The organism is Sphingobacterium paludis (genome assembly GCF_004364125.1).
GTDB classification, from domain to species: Bacteria; Bacteroidota; Bacteroidia; order Sphingobacteriales; family Sphingobacteriaceae; genus Sphingobacterium; species Sphingobacterium paludis.
Genome location: NZ_SNZV01000006.1, coordinates 240,896 through 260,176, shown reverse-complemented (window position 1 = coordinate 260,176; position 19,281 = coordinate 240,896). Strand labels below are relative to the sequence as shown.

At 46.2% G+C, this 19,281-nt stretch carries 13 protein-coding genes; 8 read left to right on the top strand and 5 right to left on the bottom strand.

Annotated elements, in window-relative coordinates; all coding sequences use genetic code 11:
- Nucleotides 1–172 precede the first annotated feature (172 nt).
- Together B0I21_RS13475 and B0I21_RS13470 are read left to right on the top strand one after the other, a co-directional pair.
- Complete coding sequence (locus B0I21_RS13475) at nt 173–1,396, top strand: cysteine desulfurase (RefSeq protein ID WP_133641004.1); 1,224 nt, start codon at nt 173–175, stop codon at nt 1,394–1,396.
- A 6-nt stretch (nt 1,397–1,402) separates the two neighbouring features.
- Nucleotides 1,403–1,828 (top strand): SufE family protein, encoded by a 426-nt coding sequence (locus B0I21_RS13470; protein ID WP_133641003.1) that lies wholly within the window; start codon nt 1,403–1,405, stop codon nt 1,826–1,828.
- An 82-nt stretch (nt 1,829–1,910) separates the two neighbouring features.
- Here the strand turns inward: B0I21_RS13470 and murI are convergent, their stop codons facing one another.
- The 3 genes from murI to B0I21_RS13455 form a co-directional block, all read right to left on the bottom strand.
- On the bottom strand, nt 1,911–2,729 hold the full coding sequence (murI, locus tag B0I21_RS13465; RefSeq protein WP_133641002.1) for a glutamate racemase: 819 nt from the start codon (nt 2,727–2,729) through the stop codon (nt 1,911–1,913).
- A 215-nt stretch (nt 2,730–2,944) separates the two neighbouring features.
- Nucleotides 2,945–5,407, bottom strand: coding sequence for a glycoside hydrolase family 95 protein (locus B0I21_RS13460; RefSeq protein WP_133641001.1), 2,463 nt, complete (start codon nt 5,405–5,407; stop codon nt 2,945–2,947).
- Nucleotides 5,408–5,722: 315 nt separating this feature from the next.
- Nucleotides 5,723–6,574 carry an AraC family transcriptional regulator gene (locus B0I21_RS13455; protein ID WP_133641000.1) on the bottom strand — a complete coding sequence of 284 codons (852 nt, stop codon included), beginning with the start codon at nt 6,572–6,574 and terminating at the stop codon, nt 5,723–5,725.
- 155 nt (nt 6,575–6,729) lie between these two features.
- On the opposite strand from B0I21_RS13455, the gene B0I21_RS13450 reads away from it, so the two are divergent.
- Together B0I21_RS13450 and B0I21_RS13445 are read left to right on the top strand one after the other, a co-directional pair.
- Nucleotides 6,730–7,677 (top strand): phytanoyl-CoA dioxygenase family protein, encoded by a 948-nt coding sequence (locus B0I21_RS13450; protein WP_133640999.1) that lies wholly within the window; start codon nt 6,730–6,732, stop codon nt 7,675–7,677.
- A gap of 915 nt (nt 7,678–8,592) precedes the next feature.
- Entirely contained in the window at nt 8,593–8,982 is a 390-nt protein-coding gene (locus tag B0I21_RS13445; protein ID WP_133640998.1) for a response regulator, read from the top strand.
- 54 nt (nt 8,983–9,036) lie between these two features.
- Here the strand turns inward: B0I21_RS13445 and B0I21_RS13440 are convergent, their stop codons facing one another.
- On the bottom strand, nt 9,037–10,308 hold the full coding sequence (locus tag B0I21_RS13440) for a response regulator transcription factor (RefSeq protein WP_133640997.1): 1,272 nt from the start codon (nt 10,306–10,308) through the stop codon (nt 9,037–9,039).
- A 604-nt stretch (nt 10,309–10,912) separates the two neighbouring features.
- Between B0I21_RS13440 and B0I21_RS13435 the strand changes: the two genes are divergently transcribed.
- The 3 genes from B0I21_RS13435 (at nt 10,913) to B0I21_RS13425 (ending at nt 16,176) form a co-directional block, all read left to right on the top strand.
- Complete coding sequence (locus B0I21_RS13435) at nt 10,913–13,897, top strand: SusC/RagA family TonB-linked outer membrane protein (protein WP_133640996.1); 2,985 nt, start codon at nt 10,913–10,915, stop codon at nt 13,895–13,897.
- Between the two features lie 45 nt (nt 13,898–13,942).
- Nucleotides 13,943–15,511, top strand: coding sequence for a RagB/SusD family nutrient uptake outer membrane protein (locus B0I21_RS13430; RefSeq protein ID WP_133640995.1), 1,569 nt, complete (start codon nt 13,943–13,945; stop codon nt 15,509–15,511).
- A 197-nt stretch (nt 15,512–15,708) separates the two neighbouring features.
- On the top strand, nt 15,709–16,176 hold the full coding sequence (locus tag B0I21_RS13425; protein WP_133640994.1) for a DUF2721 domain-containing protein: 468 nt from the start codon (nt 15,709–15,711) through the stop codon (nt 16,174–16,176).
- Between the two features lie 1,134 nt (nt 16,177–17,310).
- Here B0I21_RS13425 and B0I21_RS13420 read toward each other — a convergent pair.
- The gene (locus B0I21_RS13420; protein ID WP_133640993.1) at nt 17,311–17,697 is read right to left on the bottom strand and encodes a (deoxy)nucleoside triphosphate pyrophosphohydrolase; all 387 of its coding nucleotides are present in this window, start codon (nt 17,695–17,697) and stop codon (nt 17,311–17,313) included.
- A 324-nt stretch (nt 17,698–18,021) separates the two neighbouring features.
- Here B0I21_RS13420 and B0I21_RS13415 point away from each other — a divergent pair, with 324 nt between their 5' ends.
- On the top strand, nt 18,022–19,143 hold the full coding sequence (locus B0I21_RS13415; protein ID WP_133640992.1) for a vWA domain-containing protein: 1,122 nt from the start codon (nt 18,022–18,024) through the stop codon (nt 19,141–19,143).
- Nucleotides 19,144–19,281 lie beyond the last annotated feature (138 nt).

Sequence of the window (19,281 nt, the reverse complement as noted above, 5' to 3'; positions counted from 1 at the left end):
TTGCAAAGTTAACCAATTGCCAATAAATTACGACGCTATATTTTGATAAAATACACTGCGGTGATTAAATCTGATCGAGAAAATCCTCTTATATGAATGAAAAGAATACACAGCATTGACCTATTTAAAACGTAATTGTAGTACCTTTGTACATCATTTAAGGAGAATACTTTTGGGAAATTTTGATATACAAAAAGTACGGGCAGACTTCCCGATTTTAAAACGTGAAGTGAATGGCAAACCTTTGATCTATTTCGATAATGGGGCGACCACGCATAAACCGAAACAGGTAATCGACGGCATTGTCGATTATTATGCACAAATGAATAGCAATATTCATCGGGGCGTGCATTATCTTAGTCAGATATCCACCGATGCGTTTGAGGTAACCCGGCGGAAAGTACAAGCTTTTATCCACGCGAAGCATGAGCATGAAATAATTATTACAAAAGGGACGACGGAATCCATCAACATCATTGCCAGTTGCTATGGGCGGCCGTTCATTGGTGCGGGCGATGAAATTATCATCTCTGCTATGGAACACCATTCCAATATCGTTCCCTGGCAAATGCTTTGTGATGAAAAGGGATGCGTTCTTCGTGTAATACCAATGGATGAAAAAGGGGAACTGGATATCGCGGCATATCAGGCATTATTCTCAGAACGTACAAAAATCGTCTCTTTTACTTATGTATCGAATGCGCTTGGAACGATCAATCCGGTGAAAGAAATGATTGACATAGCGCATAAACATGATGTACCGGTATTGATTGATGCTGCACAAGCCATTCAGCACATTGCCATAGATGTTCAGGAACTGGATGTCGATTTCTTCGCATTTTCCGGACATAAGATGTATGGCCCAACAGGGGTCGGCGTACTTTACGGAAAAGAAGCGTTATTGAATAAGATGCCGCCTTATCAGGGTGGCGGCGATATGATTCGGGATGTCACCTTCGAGAAGACCACGTACAATGATCTTCCTTTCAAATTTGAGGCGGGCACACCCAACATAGAAGCAGGCATCTGCCTGACACAAGCTATAGACTATATTCAGGACATCGGACTGGATGCGATCAAGGCGTATGAAGACGACCTTTTAGATTATGCCACCCAGGAATTGGCGAAGATAGATGGCATACGTTTCATTGGTACGGCAGCGCATAAATCTTCTGTCATTTCATTTGTCGTGGATGGAATTCATCCGTACGACATCGGTGTTATCTTAGATAAGTTGGGTATCGCCGTGCGCACAGGACACCATTGCGCTCAACCCGTGATGAGCCAGTTTAGTATTCCAGGAACGGTACGGGTGTCTTTAGCCATGTACAACACAAAAGAAGAAGTAGATATCTTGATCGCGGGATTGGAACGCGCGGTTGCGATGCTTAAATAAGTAGACATGACGATTAACGAAATACAGGATGAACTGATCGATGACTTTGCTTTCTATCAAGACTGGATGGAAAAGTATGAGTACATCATTCAATTGGGGAAAGAAGTGCCCCTTATACAGGAAGACTATAAAACGGATGATTACATCATTAAAGGCTGTCAATCTAAAGTGTGGCTTTACCCGAAACTTGAAGAGGGGAAAGTTACCTTTACTGCAGATAGTGATGCTATCATTACAAAAGGCTTGGTGAGTTTGATGGTGAAGGTGCTTTCAGGGCACACACCGGAGGAGATTGCGGCCGCGGATCTGTACTTTATCGATCAAATAGGGCTGAAAGAGCATCTTTCGCCAACGCGGGCAAATGGCCTGTTATCGATGGTCAAACAGATGAAGCTGTATGCTATTGCGCTGAAAGCCAAAGGTCAGCTCTAGTCTTGTTGCACTGTAGCAAAAAAAACCTTCTACGTGATCTTAGACGTGGGAGGTTTTTTTATGGCTAACGTGCGGTAGCACGTTAATAGGCTACCCGGATGTGCGTGGCCTGCACGCGCTCCTTAAAAAATATCTTTGCCTTGTTTTCAAAGTCCGTATTGTCGTCCGTTGTGTAGAATGTCATCCCGCCGTGGCGCGAGCAAAACATTTCTACTTCCTGATGGCGTTGCAGGTAGTTCGTCAAGCTTTGAGCAATAAGTTTCCCTTGCGGTAGTATATGTATCGCGGACGGCACGTGCCTCCTGATAATGGGCAGCAGCAACGGATAATGTGTGCAGGCCAACACCAGTGTATCGATATGAGGACTTTGCGACAGCAATTGATTAATGTCTTTTTGCACCAGGTAATCGGCTGCGGGCGTATCGATCTCGTTGTTTTCGACCAGGGGCACCCAAAGGGGGCAGGCTTGTTGAAATACCTTGATTTCAGGATGAAATTTGTTGATTTCGATTTTGTAAGATTCGGATAAGACCGTCCCTGGCGTAGCCAGTACACCAATCTCCTTCGAGGTCGTGAAACGATGGATAGACTCTGTGGTAGGCCGGATTACACCCAATACCTTTTTGCCCGGTGGCAAATCGTTTTGCTGTATGCTACGTAGGGCCTTGGCCGATGCGGTATTGCAGGCCAAGATAACCAAGTTGCAGCCCAGTTCGAATAGTTTGAATACGCATTCTTTCGTAAACTCATACACGGTTTCAAACGAACGTGTGCCATAGGGTACACGGGCATTATCACCCAAATAGATATAGTCATACTGCGGCAAATGATCTTTGATTTCTCGAAAGACAGTCAAGCCGCCGAAACCGGAGTCAAATATGCCAATAGGGCCTTGTTGCATAGCTAATATATCCTAGTCAATGTAAAAACGCGGGATATTGACCTTTTCTGATTTTTCGGTCCAATCGTCTTTTACGCAACAAAGATGGCTTTTCTTTGTATGTTTTGCAAGTAGAAGCGTTTTTATACAAGATAAGCATAGCTTCCCATCCTTATGCTTGGTAAAAATGTTGCCTGCTGACTGCCGGCAGGGCATGCTGGACGCTACCTGCAGTTTTAATACCAAGATACCGAATCCTTGGCCGTTACCTTGACCTGCTTCGTCTGATCTTGGTAGCGTATAGTCAGGTGGCTGTCTTCGTCAGCGTATAGTATCGCCGATACCAATTTGCCGTCTTCCCATTTTATATCCGTTGTCAGTCCGCCACGCGCACGAAGGCCTTTGATCTCTCCGGTTTTCCATGAGGATGGGAGCGCAGGCAATAGGTGGATCTCCTCGTTATGGCTTTGGATCAGCATCTCGGCTATGCCCGCTGTGCCGCCAAAATTACCATCGATTTGATATGGCGGGTGCGTGTTGAATAGGTTGCGGAGTGTGGTTTTGGCAAGGAGCTCCTGCACGTTGGCTCCAGCCTCTTCGCCGTCTAACAAACGAGCATAGAAATTGATCATCCAGGCCCGGCTCCATCCGGTGTAGGTTCCCATTCTATTGTCTTCATGCTCATTGTATTGGCGACGGCGTTCAATGGTCCGTTTAGCGGCTGCAAAAATTTCTTTTTGCTTAGGCGTGATCGACGTGCCGGGATACAGACCAAAAAGGTGTGAAATATGCCGATGGCCAGGCTCCACTTCTTCGTAGTCTTCAATCCATTCCTGAATGGTATTATACCGCTTGCTGATTTTAGTTGGCGGCAATTTGTCTATCGCTGTTTTTAGCTTACGCGTAAAGTCGGGCTTCTCTCCGGTGAGTTTGGCTGCTTGCATGCATGCTCGGAACAACTCCCTGATGATTTGCGTATCCATCGTAGCGCCGTAAGTCAGCATAAAGGTGCTGCCATCTGGTAGGCGGTAGTTGTTTTCTGGCGAATTGGAAGGAGCCGTGACCAAATTGCCATTCTTGTCTTCAACTACATAGTCCAGGATAAAATCTGCGGCCTCACGCATGGATGGCCAAGCTTCATTTTTAAGATAGTCTAAATCTTTCGTGAAGAGATAATGCTCCCATTGGTGCAGGACCAGCCATGCCCCGGCAATGGGAAATGTTCCCCAGCCTACGCCATCGGTTATTGCTGTTCTTCCGAAAACATCCGTTAGGTGGTTCATTGTCCAGCCGGCGGAATTGTAGGTTTTGCGCGCGGTAATGCGTCCAGGTTCGCGCAAGGCTGTAATCAAATGCGAATAGGGGATTACGGTTTCTGGGAGGTTACAGACTTCTGCCGGCCAGTAATTCATCTGTATGTTGATGTTGGTGTGAAAATCCGAATTCCAAGCAGCTTGCATATCTTTATTCCAGATGCCTTGCAAATTGGCGGGCAGCACACCGGGGGTACGGGATGATCCCATCAAGAGATAACGGCCGTATTGAAAGTAAAGGCTAATCAAAGCCAGGTCAATATCTCCGGCTTTTACCTTCTCTAAACGCTGGTCTGTAGGCAGATTTTCTGGACTTCCCATGTTGAGCACCACACGATCAAACATTTTGCGGTGATCTGCCGTGTGGCGGATTTTCGCTTGCTCAAACGGAAGGCCTTGCGTAGCGTCCAATATTTCACGGCATCGTTTCAGCGGATTGATCGTACGGTCGTAATCAAGTTTTGAAAAATTATAGTCTGTTGCAGCGGTGAAATAGAACACGACTTCGCTGGCATTTTCGACGAAGAATGAGTTGGCATTGGTCACCATGCTTCCAGCATCGTGCGTGCCACGTAGCAGCCCTGCAAATTTCATATGCAATCCGGATTCACCGGCACCATCCAATGGCAGGTCGGCTACTTGGCCATGGATGATCAACTCCTTTTCTCCGGCAGGGAAGGCGGTCGCATCTTGCTGTCGCGTGTAAGAAAGCTTGAATGTAAGTTGCCCAGGTTTACTTGCCGAGAGCCGAATGACGAGCATATTGTCTGGTGCAGAGGCGAAAACTTCCCGTTTGTATTGTACGCCGGCAACTTCGTACACGACGGTTGCTATCCCGGTTTGTAAATCCAAGGCCCGCCGATAGTTCGTCACGTGCTCCGCTGTATGGTTTTCGCCGCCGAAGTCGATGCGGAACTCGCCAAACGGTTGGTAAGAACGAATACGCATAGGATCGCTTTTCAATGCTGTTTCTGAAAGTTCCGCTGCCTTTGCAATTTCTCCCGCTAACAATAAACGTTTTATTTCCGGCATCTGCGGCGCCGCGTCGGCATCGGCTCCTTTCTTGGAACCAGCCCAAAGGCTCTCTTCGTTCAGCTGGATGATTTCCGTATTTAAGGTCCCAAATACCATAGCGCCCAAGCGTCCGTTACCGACCGGGAGGGCATCTTCCCATATTTTAGAAGGCGAATCGTACCACAATACGTGGTCTTGATGTTGCCCCCTTAGCGTTGCCGTGAGGACGATAAACATAATTCCTAACCAAAACCTGATGTGTTTGTTCGTTAGGGGTGGCGTCTTTTTTGTCCAGCCATGGTGTTTTTCAGGGCATCCCATGTTAGATTTCCCATGCGCAGCGTTTTGCATGTCATTTACAATGTCGTCCATAGAATTCGTTTTAATAGTTTTTCCTGTATGTGTGTATGTAAAAGAATATTCTGCATTTTTTTGACCATTATCTACTGCACGTGTCGAGGTTATTTACTACGCATTCGATTGTATTGACTTGTGGTTAGCATCTTTCGCTTTGCATGAATTGTAACTGCTGATAATGCAATTCAAATATATCGATAAAAATATATTTATGAAAGAAAGTTAATGGTAGAATATGGGGGTGGGCCGTTTTGCCGAATAAATTTTGTCGCTGGTTCGCTGTTTTAGGAAGCAGCGGATGGGTAACGCCGCGAAGTAGTTAGCAAAATGCTATGAAGTTATCGGCGCATATCTTTTTTTAAATGCTGAGGGCGTTTCGCCGACTTGCCGTTTGAAAAGTTTATTGAAATAGGAGATGCTGTTGTAGCCAACGCGATAACACACTTCCGCTATCGAAGCCTCTTGCAATAAAAAGGTTTTCGCTTGATTGATACGAAAACCGTTCACGAAATCGGTGAATGTCATGTCGGTTTGCTTTTTAAAGTATCGGCAAAATGCTGCGGTACTGAGATGCACGATTGTAGCAATTTCATTGACATCGGGATTTTTATCGAAATGCTCATGGATGTAATCGTATATCGTTCCCATGCGTATCTTATCATGTAGGAAGAACCTTATCCGCGTGTCATCTTTGTTGAGTGTTTCATATTCGTTAGATAAAGCAAGGATCTGTAAGATCTCCATAAGCGTGATGAGCGATGAAAACGTATGGTGATGATCATTTTCTTTCAGTTTTTTCGCCACTTTCAACTTCGTCTCGCCAAAAAAAGAGAGGCCTAGGTAACTTTTGTCCAGCAGTTTTTTGATCGCGTGAAATTCGGGTACGGCTGCGATGTTGTTTTCTATAAACTTATTGTTGAATTGTACGACGATCTGCTGGTAATCAGTTTCTATCCCGTAATCGAAATTGAGATGCGGCACATTAGGGCCGATAAGGATCAGGTCACTTTCGACAAACCCCGAAATACTTTTACCAACATGCCTAATCCCATTGATTGCTTCGACGAATACCAACTCGATCTCGGGGTGGTAATGCCAGTAAAAATAGTTTTTTAGTCTCGGAGAGAAAACTTTGAAGGACCGGTTGCTATCAATTGCTATTTCTTCTTTCACAATTTTCATAAGCCTTTATTATAATGGGTTGATGTAAATATATGAAAAAAAACATCAATACAGAGCAAGTATTGGTCATTAGTGTTAAAAGTTGTGTGCCTGTTTCTGGTCAATTTTGTAAGGTACATAGCATAAAAGCATAACTAATTTTAAAATCAATAGATATGATGGAAGCAATGAAAAATGGAAAAACCCAGGTGATGCCGGGCGATCCTTCGATGAGAACAAAAAACAATCCGCGCTTATCTACGCGAGCTAATGGTGAAGCACTGCGTGTGTTGTCAGAGGCAGATTGGCAGTTTTGGTTGGATAACGGTTATGTCATCATTAAAAATGCGATCTCAAAACAGCAGGCCGCCGATAGCGCTGCCTTTGTATGGGATTTCGAAGGCAAAGACCCCGAAGATCAACAAACCTGGTATAAGGTTGCGGATACGCATCACAAAATGCTGGAGTTAAATAATTCCGGTATGGTGGAGGTGTATAACAACCAGGTCCTCTGGAATAATCGGCAGAGCGAAAGGATACATCAGGCCTTTGCGGATGTTTGGGGCACAGATAAACTTTGGGTAAGTATCGATCGGGTAAACCTCAATTTTCCTGTCAAGCCTGGCTACGAATATACAGGGTTTATTCATTGGGACTATGATCCAGAAACCAAGCCGCAATACGTTCAGGGTGTATTAGCATTGGTTGATCAAACGGATGAGCATATGGGCGGCTTTCAATGTATACCGGAGCTATACCGCACCTATGACACTTGGAAATTGAGTCAACCGGCGGATAGAAATCGTTTCAAACCGGATACGACAGGATTTACCACCACGAAAGTAAAAATGGAAGCTGGCGATTTATTGATCTTCAACAGTTCGCAACCCCACGGCATCCGCCCGAATCATAGCGATAAGGTGCGTGTGGCACAATATATCACCATGGTTCCTGCAGATGAAGAGAACGAAGAACTGCGGTCTTGGCGAATCAATGCCTGGCATGATCGGTTGGCGCCAGATGACGACGCATACCCGGGCGATCCCTTACAACGGGAACGAAAATACCCGATTGCGGAGCTCTCGGCGTTGGGAAAGAAATTGTTGGGCCTGCAAAAGTGGTAAGGTACTAGCAAGAGAAACATCCAGGGTGTCGGCTTGTTCTGTGCGAGCTTTAGCTTGTCAAAAAGGGAGTTTCGGCTTTTTCTTTGGGAGTTATAATCTAGGATAGCCTGAGCAAATGAAATAAAAAATCCTGAAGCGGGGAGCCTCAGGATTTTTACTAACTAACCAATTATTAACCTAAATTATGAATACTAGCTTATTCGCAAATGCTGTGCCAATTCTTTAAAAAAATCGAATACCTTCTATATGTATTTAGGATGTTACAAAAATGCGAACAGCTCAATAATCACCATAGCCTATGCGTCCTGTTATCATCAACCACATGAGCCTAGCGATGCATGCTGGAGTTTACGCACCTATTGTCAACAGGGCTGCTTTTAAAAATAGATTTCGGTGATAAAACAAAAAATCCTGAAGCTGGGAGCTTCAGGATTTTTACTAACTAACCAATTATTAACCTAAATTATGAATACTGTCTAATGATCAAATACCGTGCCATAGCTTCTCCTGCTCGCGTGAATTGCTGCGAAAGGCTCCATATTATGCTTATTCTCCTGCAAATTGTTACGCAAAGGAAGAGATATACAGATTGATGATCATGCAGTCAACCTGTTGGCAGCGTCACTAGCAAAATGGCAGCGGTGGAGATTTCCACGGTTGCCGATTTTGGCTTGAATGCGTGAAGGTGTGTGTGCTCCAGATAGGTTGATAGATAGGTAGATAAGAAGCTCGCCATGTTGGTATGTCGATTGTAGCGTGAAAATAGCAGGATACAGATCTCGTCGCTAGGTCGGGGAAGCGTTTGTGTATGGGATAAAATGGAACTGTATTTGTTATAGAGGAGATGCGTAGAATGCTTTCGCAAATCTCATTGCTTTGTAGGGACAAGGCGGGTTGATTAAGGTAATACAAACAATGGTTAAAAACAAAGTCTTTATATGTGACGACGATATTGGCATCGCCAGTACGTTAGATCTAATTTTTAAAATGGTGGATTCTGAGACGATTATCGAGACCGATAGCGCTCGGGCTTACGATCGGATCGTTTCGCTAAAGCCGGAGATCGTTATTGTGGATCTAAACATGCCCGTGGTTTCGGGTAAGGAATTGATCAAGATGATCCGGAAGACACCGCAGTTAAAAAAGACATTTATTCTTTGCATCTCCGCCACAGACGATGGGCGTGATGTCGCATTGGAAGCCGGAGCAAATATGATTTTGCCCAAGCCTTTTGATATGGATGACATTATTGCGATCGTGGAAAATGTGCTCAAAACAAAATTTCCAAAAAGTACAGTTGGATAGAGCAGGGCGTTTGTTCGAACAAAACGCCCCGGTATGGATACTGTATCCAACATCTTAAGCAACATCAATCTTTCTGCTTGGATAGATACTGGGCGGTGTGCCAAAATGCTTATGAAAGTCTCTCGAAAAATTAGATTGCACGCTATAACCTACTATGGCGGCTATTTGGGCAATGGTGTATTTACGCTCGGCCAACAACTCGGCGGCTTTCTGAAGTTTTGAAATATGGATGATTTCATTGGGCGTGAGCGCAGAGCACTGCTTAACTCTTCGGTAAAATGTGGGTCGGCTCATGTTCATGCGTTTGGCCAGTTCATCTACTGTCAAATCAATATCGGCAATGTGTTCTTGTATAATAGCATGCAAGCGCGCGATAAAGTTGTCTGTAGGCGCTTCGTTAAATACATTAACGTCGCTGCTTTTTGGACTATGGAAGGCATGCTTTTGTATTATTCGTCTGTTAACCAAAATGTTGTTAATTTGAGCAAGTAAAAAATCCGCTGCGAAAGGTTTCTCCACACAAGCATCTGCGCCGCTCATCAAAGCTTGTATCTTTGGTTCTACAGCCTGTGCTGGAGTTAAGAAAAGTACAGGTATATGCCCATAGTCTCTACTTGCTTTAATATGCCTACACAGACCAATGCCGTCCAAGGTTGGTGTTAGGTGTGCTGTCAATACGAGTTGCACCGTATTGTTGGCCAACAGCTCCAAGGCTTCAGTAGCATTGCCGGCGCACAAAATACGATATGAACCTTTGAGCTCCTTATTGAGATAAGCGAATATTTCTCGATCACTTTCCACAAGTAACAGGGCGGGGTTCTCGGAAGACTCCAATGTATATGGGTCATGAATGCCGGTTGTGTCACCTGAACTTGTCGCCACTTCGGAACCGCTGGCATACATAATGGGTATGGAAACGATGATACCGTTTTCTGCCGTACTAAAGGTTATGCCTGAACAAGCGGCTCGTTTTTGTATGGCATGGAGATCGGGAAAGGCTTGCTCTGCTAGGCCACGCGGAGGGGGTGAGTTTGTCACCATGGTATCAGTCTGCGGATCTTTAAAAAACTGTATGCGAAATACGGTATCATCACTCGTAAAAGTCAGGAATTTAAAACGAACCGTATGGCTTGCGGAGTATACGGTATGCCGCATGAGTTCGATGAACATTTGTTTGATGAGCGCAGAGTCGATGGGGGTACTGAGGTGCATAGGCGGCAACAAAAGTTCGCATGCTATGGCGCGTTCGTTCATGAGTGCTTTTAAATCATGGCAGGCTTCTGCAAGCAGCTGGTTTATATCCGTTTTTACAAACATTAAGTCCATGGTAGGCGTATTTGAGTATCATGTTTAGTTTAGTCATTGTTGTACATCGTGCATCACTACGATTTACTTCAGGTTAGCATTTTCCTTACCCCAGCATATTGTAATAGCGAGGTGTACCATGCACACGAAGTCTAGCTATTCCTATGCCAAATTAGTTTGAATTTATAAATACGTTCTACACAGCTGTCTATGTGCATTTGACGCCGATGGCGAAGTCGGGAAGCCTGACTTCTAGCCTTGTTTTTTATACATACACGACGACAGTGTTTAGATTTTGAGACGCTGTGATATAAAAATGAGACGCTATGATTGAATGGGGCGCTGATATTTATTGATTTTTAGGGTGTACAATTCACCAACTATAAACGTATGTCTCGATCAGCAATATACTGTGCCGTCAATTACCCCTTTTCCGGGAACGTTTCCTTTTTTTTAAAAACGTGTTGGATAGGCATTCAACGTTCAGGAGCAAGACGCGGTAGCGTGCGTTTGCCGTATAACTAAGCACATAAACTAAACAGCAGCACAACGAATTTTATGATTTAACCATTTCGCTTGTGTCGCACATGATTAATAATCAATTCAATCATCAATTTTAAACGGTATGAAACAAAAATTACTTGTACAAAGCGTCATGACGCTCGCGCTATTACTTGTATCGCAATTTCTCTTCGCCCAGCAAAAGACCTTGACAGGTCGTGTGGTGGATGAGGCGGGGAGTCCACTCGTTGGTGCCACGGTAAAGGTAAAAGGCGGCACTGCAGCAACCACTACGGACCAGATCGGTGCCTTTAGCCTCGAGGTGCCCACTACGGCACAAACCCTGGAAGTATCCTTTATCGGTTACAGCACAAAGGACGCACCGATCGTGGGTACCGAGCTGAATATACAGCTTGCACCCAATGCCGACCAAGATCTGGAGGAGGTCGTTGTGGTGGGCTATGGAACAGCCCGTAAAAAGGATCTGACGGGTGCTATGGTCACGATTGCCGAAAAGAATTTCAATAAGGGAATCATGACGAGTCCGGACCAGTTGATCCAGGGCAAGACGCCCGGCGTGATGGTGATCAACAACACCGGACAACCGGGGGGCTCGGTCACGGTTCGGATCCGCGGTAACTCGTCTATCCGGGCCAGCAATAACCCACTTTTTGTATTGGATGGTGTGCCGATGTCCGGTAATTCGCCGCTTCCCGAAGGGCGGGGCGGCTTTTCATCCGATCGGGGAAATCCGCTTACCTATCTGAACCCGGGTGATATCGCCAGCATGGATATCCTGAAAGATGCATCTGCCACCGCCATCTATGGATCGCGCGGCGCGAACGGGGTCGTTATCATCACGACAAAAAAGGGAACGCCCGGCGAGCCAAAAATTTCCCTGGGTGCCTCGGCAGGTCTTTCGGGCATGCGTGAATACCCAGATGTGTTGGACGCTGCACGCTTCAGAGAGGCGCTCAATTACTATACCCCGGGTGAAATTGCCAATGCCGACTTTGGCGGGAATGAAGATGCATTTCGCGCGATCACGCGACAGGCCGTCACTCAGAATTATTACGGTGATGTATCAGGAGGCACGGAAAACGGAAAATACCGCCTGTCAGGAGGTTACCTGAACCAGAACGGCGTTATCATCGGCTCGCAGCTCAAAAAATACACCGGAAACTTCACCGGGAACTTTCGGTTTTTGGAAAACAAGCGCCTAGGCCTCGATTTTTCACTCTTCGTCACGCAATTGGATAATCGGTATGCTCCGATAAATGCGACCGTGGGCTCCGAGGGAAACATTATTTCCCAAGCCATGCAGTGGAATCCAACCCTTCCTTTGCGCGATGCGAATGGCAACCATACTTTTGTAAGTACCACAACCCGCAATCCTCTAACAAGTATCGATGCGTTCAAGGATCTGGCAACGACCAATACCATGGTGGTGAATGTGGCGCCGTACTATAAGATAACGGATGACCTGGAGTACCGCATGATCTACAGCGCCATGCGCCAAACAGGTAGTCGGCAGGGGATGTACCGCGCGGGCCTGATCGATCCCTCTGCGGTGGAAAACGAAGAAGCGTTCATCTCCAACAACGGCGAGACCAATATCCAGATGACGCATACCCTATCTTATAATAAGCAAATTAATGAAGACTGGAATGTCAATGCGCTCGTTGGTTACGAATACCTGAACTACGATTTCCGCAACAATATATCCTTCGGTGGCGCTTTTCGGTACATCGGTCTTGATTACTTCGATTACCTGCAATATTCTGCGGTCAATACCCGTCAGGTTTCCTCCTACAGAAGCCCGACCAACCAATTGCAATCCTTTTTTGCACGGGGTGGTGTAAACTATCTCAACCGCTATCTCCTGACAGCTACTATACGCCGGGATGGGTCGACCAAATTCGGACAGAACAACAAATATGCGATGTTTCCATCGGTGGCTGTCGCTTGGAACGTTGCCGAGGAAGAGTTCCTGAAGTCCAGCAATTTGTTTAGCCAACTGAAGGTGCGGGTCGGATATGGAAGCACCGGTAACCAGGAGTTTACCTCGGGAGCGTCCTTGGACAGAATTGTCTTCGACAACCAAAGTGCAAACCAGGTTAACTACGGGAACCCGGACTTGCGATGGGAAACATCGACAACTATCAATGCGGGTATCGATTTCGCGGTGCTCAACAACCGCCTGTACGGATCGATTGACTTTTTCAATAAAAAGACTACCGATGCCCTGTTCGAGCAAACACTGGCGCAGCCAGCACCAGCGGGGCGTATCTGGGTAAACCTGGATGGTGAGATCGAAAACAAAGGCGTGGAGATTGCCCTGACGGGTACTATCATAAAAAATACGAACTGGACCTGGGATCTTACGGCCAATGCGACCTTCCTGAAAAACAGTGTGAGCGGCCTCGTGGGCTACTATGAAACGGGTGCCCTGCGTGGACAGGGGTTCTCTGGCGTATTAGGGCAACGAATGGTCAATGGACAGCCATTGAACGTGTGGTATCTCGCACAGTATGAAGGCATCGATCCACAAACCGGCCTAAGCATGTACCGCGGCTTGGATGGAAGCATCAGCAGCGCCAACGACCCCGCCGAAAACAAGGTTTACGCCAATAGCCCCAACCCAACGACGTTGCTGGGTATCAGTACCAATGTAAACTACAAGAAATTCGCACTAGCGGCCAATATGAACGGTGCGATGGGACACTATTTGTTTAATAACTCTGCAGCTACCGTACTTGGACTAAGCAATCTATCTTCCCGTAATATAGGTTCTGCTTTCTTTGATACCTCGGTGCGCGAGAGCACATCCAATTCTTCGGCGCCATCGACGCGTTACCTCGAAAAGGGTGATTACCTGAAATTGGCAAACCTGACGCTGAGCTACGCCGTGGGCGATGTAGGAAAAACCTTCAAGAACCTCAGCGTATCCCTTACCGGGCAGAATCTTTTTATCATTACGAAGTACACCGGATTTGACCCCGAGGTCAATACGGACGGCTCGAGCAACGGGATTCCGTCGCTGGGTATAGAATATTTGCCTTACCCACCATCGCGGAACTTTTTACTGGGAGTCAATTTCGCCCTGTAGTGACACAGCAGCAGATCATGGATAATATTTAAATTAGATAGACAGATGAAATTAAAATCACTTATATATATAGCATTACTGGGAAGCTTTTCAGCAAGCATGTCTTCCTGTACCAAGTTGAACGAAGAGTTTCGAAGCGAACTGGAAGAGGCAGAATCGGGTAATGTCGATCCGGCAGCTTTGCTGATCAATGCCTATAGTTCCCTCAATGTGCCTTACCAGCAAGAGCAACGCTGGGTCATGCAGGAAATTTCCACCGATGCGGCGATGGCACCTACGCGTGGCGGTGACTGGGATGATAACGGTATGCACCGCGCCATCCACCTACACACTTGGAATGCAGATAACGGATACATGAATAACACCTTCGTTAGCCTGGGTACGGCCATGTACAATGCCATCAACGTGCTTCGTTTCAGCCCAAGTGCACAGCAAGAGGCGGAAGCTAGGTTTATTCGCGCACTGACGATGTTTGACCTGCTCGATCTTTACGGCGTTGTGCCGATCCGGGAAGGGGAGTCGCTGGAAGATTTCCGCATCCCGCCAGAAGTGTTGCAACCGCAACAAGCGATTGACTATATGGTCAACGACCTGCGAGCCATCATCGACAGCTTACCGGCGGAAGGTGCCGCTTATGTGGCTAACCAAAATGCGGCGCGCACGCTGCTGATGAAGATCTACCTGAACAAGGGAACCTTTATCAATAGGGAGTCGCCAACATTCCCGGTCGAGGATATGAACCAAGTGATTGCGCTTGCGGGCCAGATTACAGCATCCGGGCGCTATAGCGTTTCGCCTGCGGGCCGCTATTTTGACAACTTCGCGCCGGATAACGATGTGCGCTCGACAGAAAATATCTTTACCCTATTCAATAGAAACGGAGAACGGGGTGGAGCCATCGACCGTACATGGTTTACTATAGCCCACTATAACATGAGACCAAGCGGCTGGAACGGTTGGTGTACGTTATCAGACTATTACGATAAATTTTCGGAGAGCGATGAACGTCGTGGGATATACTACGATTACCCCGCCGACACGACGGGTAACAGACGTCGTGGTTATCGTCGGCAAAACGTCGGTTTCTTTGTAGGTCAACAATATAACTGGAGCACTAACCAGCCGCTTATGGCACGTAATCCGGCCAATGCACCTTTATCATTTACCCGCGAAGTTACTATCCGTACATCGGGCGCGACACTAGAGGTAGCGGGTATACGCCCCGTTAAATATGCGTTTGACTATGCTGTTACCGGCCAACGCAACAACGACTGGGTCGTATTTCGCTATGCCGATGTACTGTTGATGCAGGCCGAGGCTGCGTTGCGTGGTGGTACTGGCTCCGCGGCAGATGCACTGACGCTGGTAAATAGCATTCGTACCAATCGCGGTGTACCGGCGATGACTAGCCTTACGTTGGATAATCTACTGGATGAGCGCGCCCGTGAGCTGTATTGGGAAGGCTGGCGCCGGCAGGATCTCATCCGCTTTGGCAAATTCCTGGAGCCATGGCAGGAAAAAGAGGCAGATCCAAGTCCGCGAACGCTGGTGTACCCGATCCCAAGTCAACAAATTGCCGTAAACCCTAACCTCACCCAAAATCCAGGTTACTAAGGTTGCCTTACATCAATCTATCACAGTCTCCAGCCTTAACGGTTTGGAGACTGTTTTGTATGGGACCGAGATGATACGGGAGGCATATGCACGCGATCTATAAAGCGAGGAAGTTGATTGTGTTTGCTGCTCTATTTTTTGTAAGTTTGGTAGTAGCTTAATTGCTATGCAATATACATCAAGACCTTGTTTGGCTTATGATAACATACAATACCGCAGCTTTACTTTTTCCCGCGATCAGTTTGATCATGCTGGCTTACACCAACCGTTTTCTAGCACTGGCGGCGTTGGTGCGTAGTCTGCATGCCAAGTACTTGGAACATAATAAAGAGGGGGTATTGCATGGGCAAATCGGTAATCTGCGCTATCGTTTGCAGCTTCTCCGTCATATGCAAGGGATGGGTGTGTTAAGCTTTATCACCTGTATCGTGTGTATGTATTTTATATACCTCGAAAATGCGCTGCTCGCCGAAATATGTTTTGCACTCAGCTTGTTGTTCTTTGCCGTTTCATTGCTGATCTCCTTTGTGGAAATCCAGTTAAGCAATAAGGCTTTGGAACTGGAGCTAAGTGACATGGAGAACGATGGTGATCCATCATTGGTAAAGTATATCAAGAAAACATTTGATCAACGAAAACGATCTACGGATGCACGTAAAAAGTAATTCAGGTTATCATGGTGCGCACTACACACAACTCAATACTAACAGATTGCCGCGCCGTCGTACCTCCGGCTCGCAAGGACGAAGCTTTTATCACACGCAAAATCTCAATTCGCATTACTCACTACGCAATACCTTTTACCAACAATCCTCCCACAACCCTTTCCGCCGCATGCCGCGGCAGTGCACTACTTTTGAAGACCAAAAGTAGCAAAAGTCCGTCGCTTATTTTTGTTGCATCCCCGTTGGATAGTGCAGAGGCAAATGGCTACAGACGCAACAAAACTGAGGCGACATTTCGTCTAATTAAGGGAAGTGCGATTACTTTGTGTGGCATATTATTGAATACGCACGAGACGGCAGTCCATTCCACATACTAAAATCTAAATACTCCCTGTTTATAGCTCATTACGCACTACACACTGCTTAATACGAACAGATTGCCGCGCCGTCGTACCTCCGGCTCGCAAGGACGAAGCTTTTATCACACGCAAAATCTCAATTCGCATTACTCACTACGCAATACCTTTTACCAACAATCCTCCCACAACCCTTTCCGCCGCATGCCGCGGCAGTGCACTACTTTTGAAGACCAAAAGTAGCAAAAGTCCGTCGCTTATTTTTGTTGCATCCCCGTTGGATAGTGCAAAGGCAAATGGCTACAGACGCAACAAAACTGAGGCGACATTTCGGCTAATTAAGGGAAGTGCGATTACTTTGTGTGGCATATTATTCAATAGGCACGACACGGCAGTCCATTCTACATACTAAATACTAAAATCTAAATACTCCCTGTTCATAGCTCATTACACACTACGCAATACTAACAGATTGCCGCGTCGGCGTGTCTCCTCCTCACAAGGACGAAGCTTTTATCACACGCAATATCTCAATTCGAATTACTCACTACGCAATATTAAACAATACAGAAACAAAAAATCCTGAAGCGGGGAGCCTCAGGATTTTTACTAACTAACCAATTATTAACCTAAATTATGAATACTAATATCGTAACAAATGCTATGCCAAACAGCGGAAACGCTTACGATTTAGGAAGATGATAACAGGAATGTTGCTGTGTTTGCGCGGACATACTATTCAACTAGGCAGCTTTGACATTTTGCGGTACACATTGTCTTATTGCCGTAGTGCCAAATAGGCATTTACCACCGGCACATCAGCTGCCGCCCAATCGTATCCTTGCAGCGAACTCGGATCAACCCACAGGGCTTGCACATGTTCCGCAAGGGTAAGTGTGCCGCCCGTCCTCGTAGCCAAAAATGGGAACAGTGTTATGCTAAAATCGTCGTACCTGTGCTGCACAGCGGGGAGCTCTCGTCCCAAAACAATGTCTAGACCGAGTTCTTCTTTTATCTCTCGAACCAGGCATGCCGACAGTGTCTCACCCACCTCTCTTTTACCACCCGGAAATTCCCATTTCAGCGGGAGCTTCATCGTTGCCGCCCGTTGGCATATCAAGATTTTTCCCTGATGTTCGATCAGGGCACAAGTTACTTCTAGCATGCAGTAAAGATAGCAAATGCGGCACAAATAGCTACGAGAACGGTCATCGCGTTTTGCATCTTGAGGCTTTGACAGACGCTGCATATCGACAAAAGCGGCACGCTATTGAACCGTCAAATCCATCGGCATGTCTTTTTGCACTGATATTATTGCTTTCTGCCGACGAAATACGGATTATAATATTGTACATTTAACGTATGAAACCGCGATGCAATCCATTGAAGTTGTGGCGTGCAAGATTCCAATTCGCCATTCAATTCGGCAGCAATCCGAATTCAGGTCTTTTGACTGTTGCGAACGGTTTCCAAGAAAAACAAAAATACGATGAGAGAAGCGAACAGAAACAAAGGTTTCGTCTTTAAGCAGTACGAAGCGCCCTTTGAAACGCCTTTTGATAAATTGTTCGAGATTTTCAAAGAACTTATCACCCATACTTCCGGCGATTTTGATGAGGCTATCGATTGGTTGCGCCAGCTAGACAAAGAATTTAAGCTGACGACCCCAGCGTATACTGTTGATGATTTTATAGAAGATCTAAAAAACAAAGGGTATATCGTTGAGCGGGTCGATGGCGATGGTAGTGGAGGCGTGGATATCAGTTCGAAGATGGAGAAAGCCTTGCGGCAAAACGCGCTGGATCAGATCTTCGGCAACATGCGAAAAGGTAAGTCGGGAGATCATAAAACCCAGCATAGCGGGCGCAGTGATGATAGTAGTGGTGATCTGCGAAGCTACCAGTATGGCGATAGTGTAGAGAAAATATCCGTCACCGAAAGCTTAAAAAATGCACAGGTTAACCACGGTATCGGCGATTTTAGCCTGTCTGAAAACGACTTGGTCGTTGAAGATACCCAGTTCAAATCGCAAATGAGCACGGTCTTGATGATCGATATTAGCCACAGCATGATTTTGTATGGCGAAGATCGGATTACGCCGGCCAAAAAAGTTGCGATGGCGCTATCAGAACTTATTCTTACACGCTATCCGAAAGATTCGTTAGATGTCATTGTTTTTGGAAACGATGCTTGGCCTATAGAAGTCAAGGATTTGCCGTATTTGCAGGTAGGGCCGTTTCATACGAATACAGTGGCTGGTGTGCAATTGGCCTTGGATATTCTGCGGCGTAAGCGCCATGCCAACAAACAGATTTTTATGATCACAGACGGCAAGCCTAGCTGCTTAAATATGCCGGATGGAAGTTACTACAAAAACCCGATGGGTTTGGACCCCTTCATCACCAGCAAATGCTACAGCATGGCTGCGCAGGCGCGTAAACTGGGTATTCCTATTACGACATTTATGATCACCTCCGATCCGTATCTGCAGGAGTTTGTCGACGAGTTTACGGCTTCCAATCGTGGCAAAGCCTATTATACCGGTTTGGGTAATTTAGGCGAAATGATCTTTACGGACTACGAGGATAACCGAAAGAAGCGTATTCGCTAGACACAAGTAATGAAAAGAAAAAAGAGATGAATTTGCACCCTGCAAACACAATTTTCAAGCTGTTTATTCGGCCATCAAGAATGGAGCCAATACCAACTGGTGACGCTTTGCGGATGATCAGCTGGTTGGGGCTGCCGG

What these genes read in the sequence shown, in the direction of transcription:
- B0I21_RS13420 (WP_133640993.1), bottom strand. Translation starts at nt 17,697, where the DNA reads ATGCTAGAAGTAACTTGTGCCCTGATCGAACATCAGGGAAAAATCTTG.
- murI (WP_133641002.1), bottom strand. Translation starts at nt 2,729, where the DNA reads ATGCAACAAGGCCCTATTGGCATATTTGACTCCGGTTTCGGCGGCTTG.
- B0I21_RS13430 (WP_133640995.1), top strand. Translation starts at nt 13,943, where the DNA reads ATGAAATTAAAATCACTTATATATATAGCATTACTGGGAAGCTTTTCA.
- B0I21_RS13455 (WP_133641000.1), bottom strand. Translation starts at nt 6,574, where the DNA reads ATGAAAATTGTGAAAGAAGAAATAGCAATTGATAGCAACCGGTCCTTC.
- B0I21_RS13435 (WP_133640996.1), top strand. Translation starts at nt 10,913, where the DNA reads ATGAAACAAAAATTACTTGTACAAAGCGTCATGACGCTCGCGCTATTA.
- B0I21_RS13445 (WP_133640998.1), top strand. Translation starts at nt 8,593, where the DNA reads ATGGTTAAAAACAAAGTCTTTATATGTGACGACGATATTGGCATCGCC.
- B0I21_RS13460 (WP_133641001.1), bottom strand. Translation starts at nt 5,407, where the DNA reads ATGGACGACATTGTAAATGACATGCAAAACGCTGCGCATGGGAAATCT.
- B0I21_RS13425 (WP_133640994.1), top strand. Translation starts at nt 15,709, where the DNA reads ATGATAACATACAATACCGCAGCTTTACTTTTTCCCGCGATCAGTTTG.
- B0I21_RS13415 (WP_133640992.1), top strand. Translation starts at nt 18,022, where the DNA reads ATGAGAGAAGCGAACAGAAACAAAGGTTTCGTCTTTAAGCAGTACGAA.
- B0I21_RS13440 (WP_133640997.1), bottom strand. Translation starts at nt 10,308, where the DNA reads ATGGACTTAATGTTTGTAAAAACGGATATAAACCAGCTGCTTGCAGAA.
- B0I21_RS13450 (WP_133640999.1), top strand. Translation starts at nt 6,730, where the DNA reads ATGATGGAAGCAATGAAAAATGGAAAAACCCAGGTGATGCCGGGCGAT.
- B0I21_RS13470 (WP_133641003.1), top strand. Translation starts at nt 1,403, where the DNA reads ATGACGATTAACGAAATACAGGATGAACTGATCGATGACTTTGCTTTC.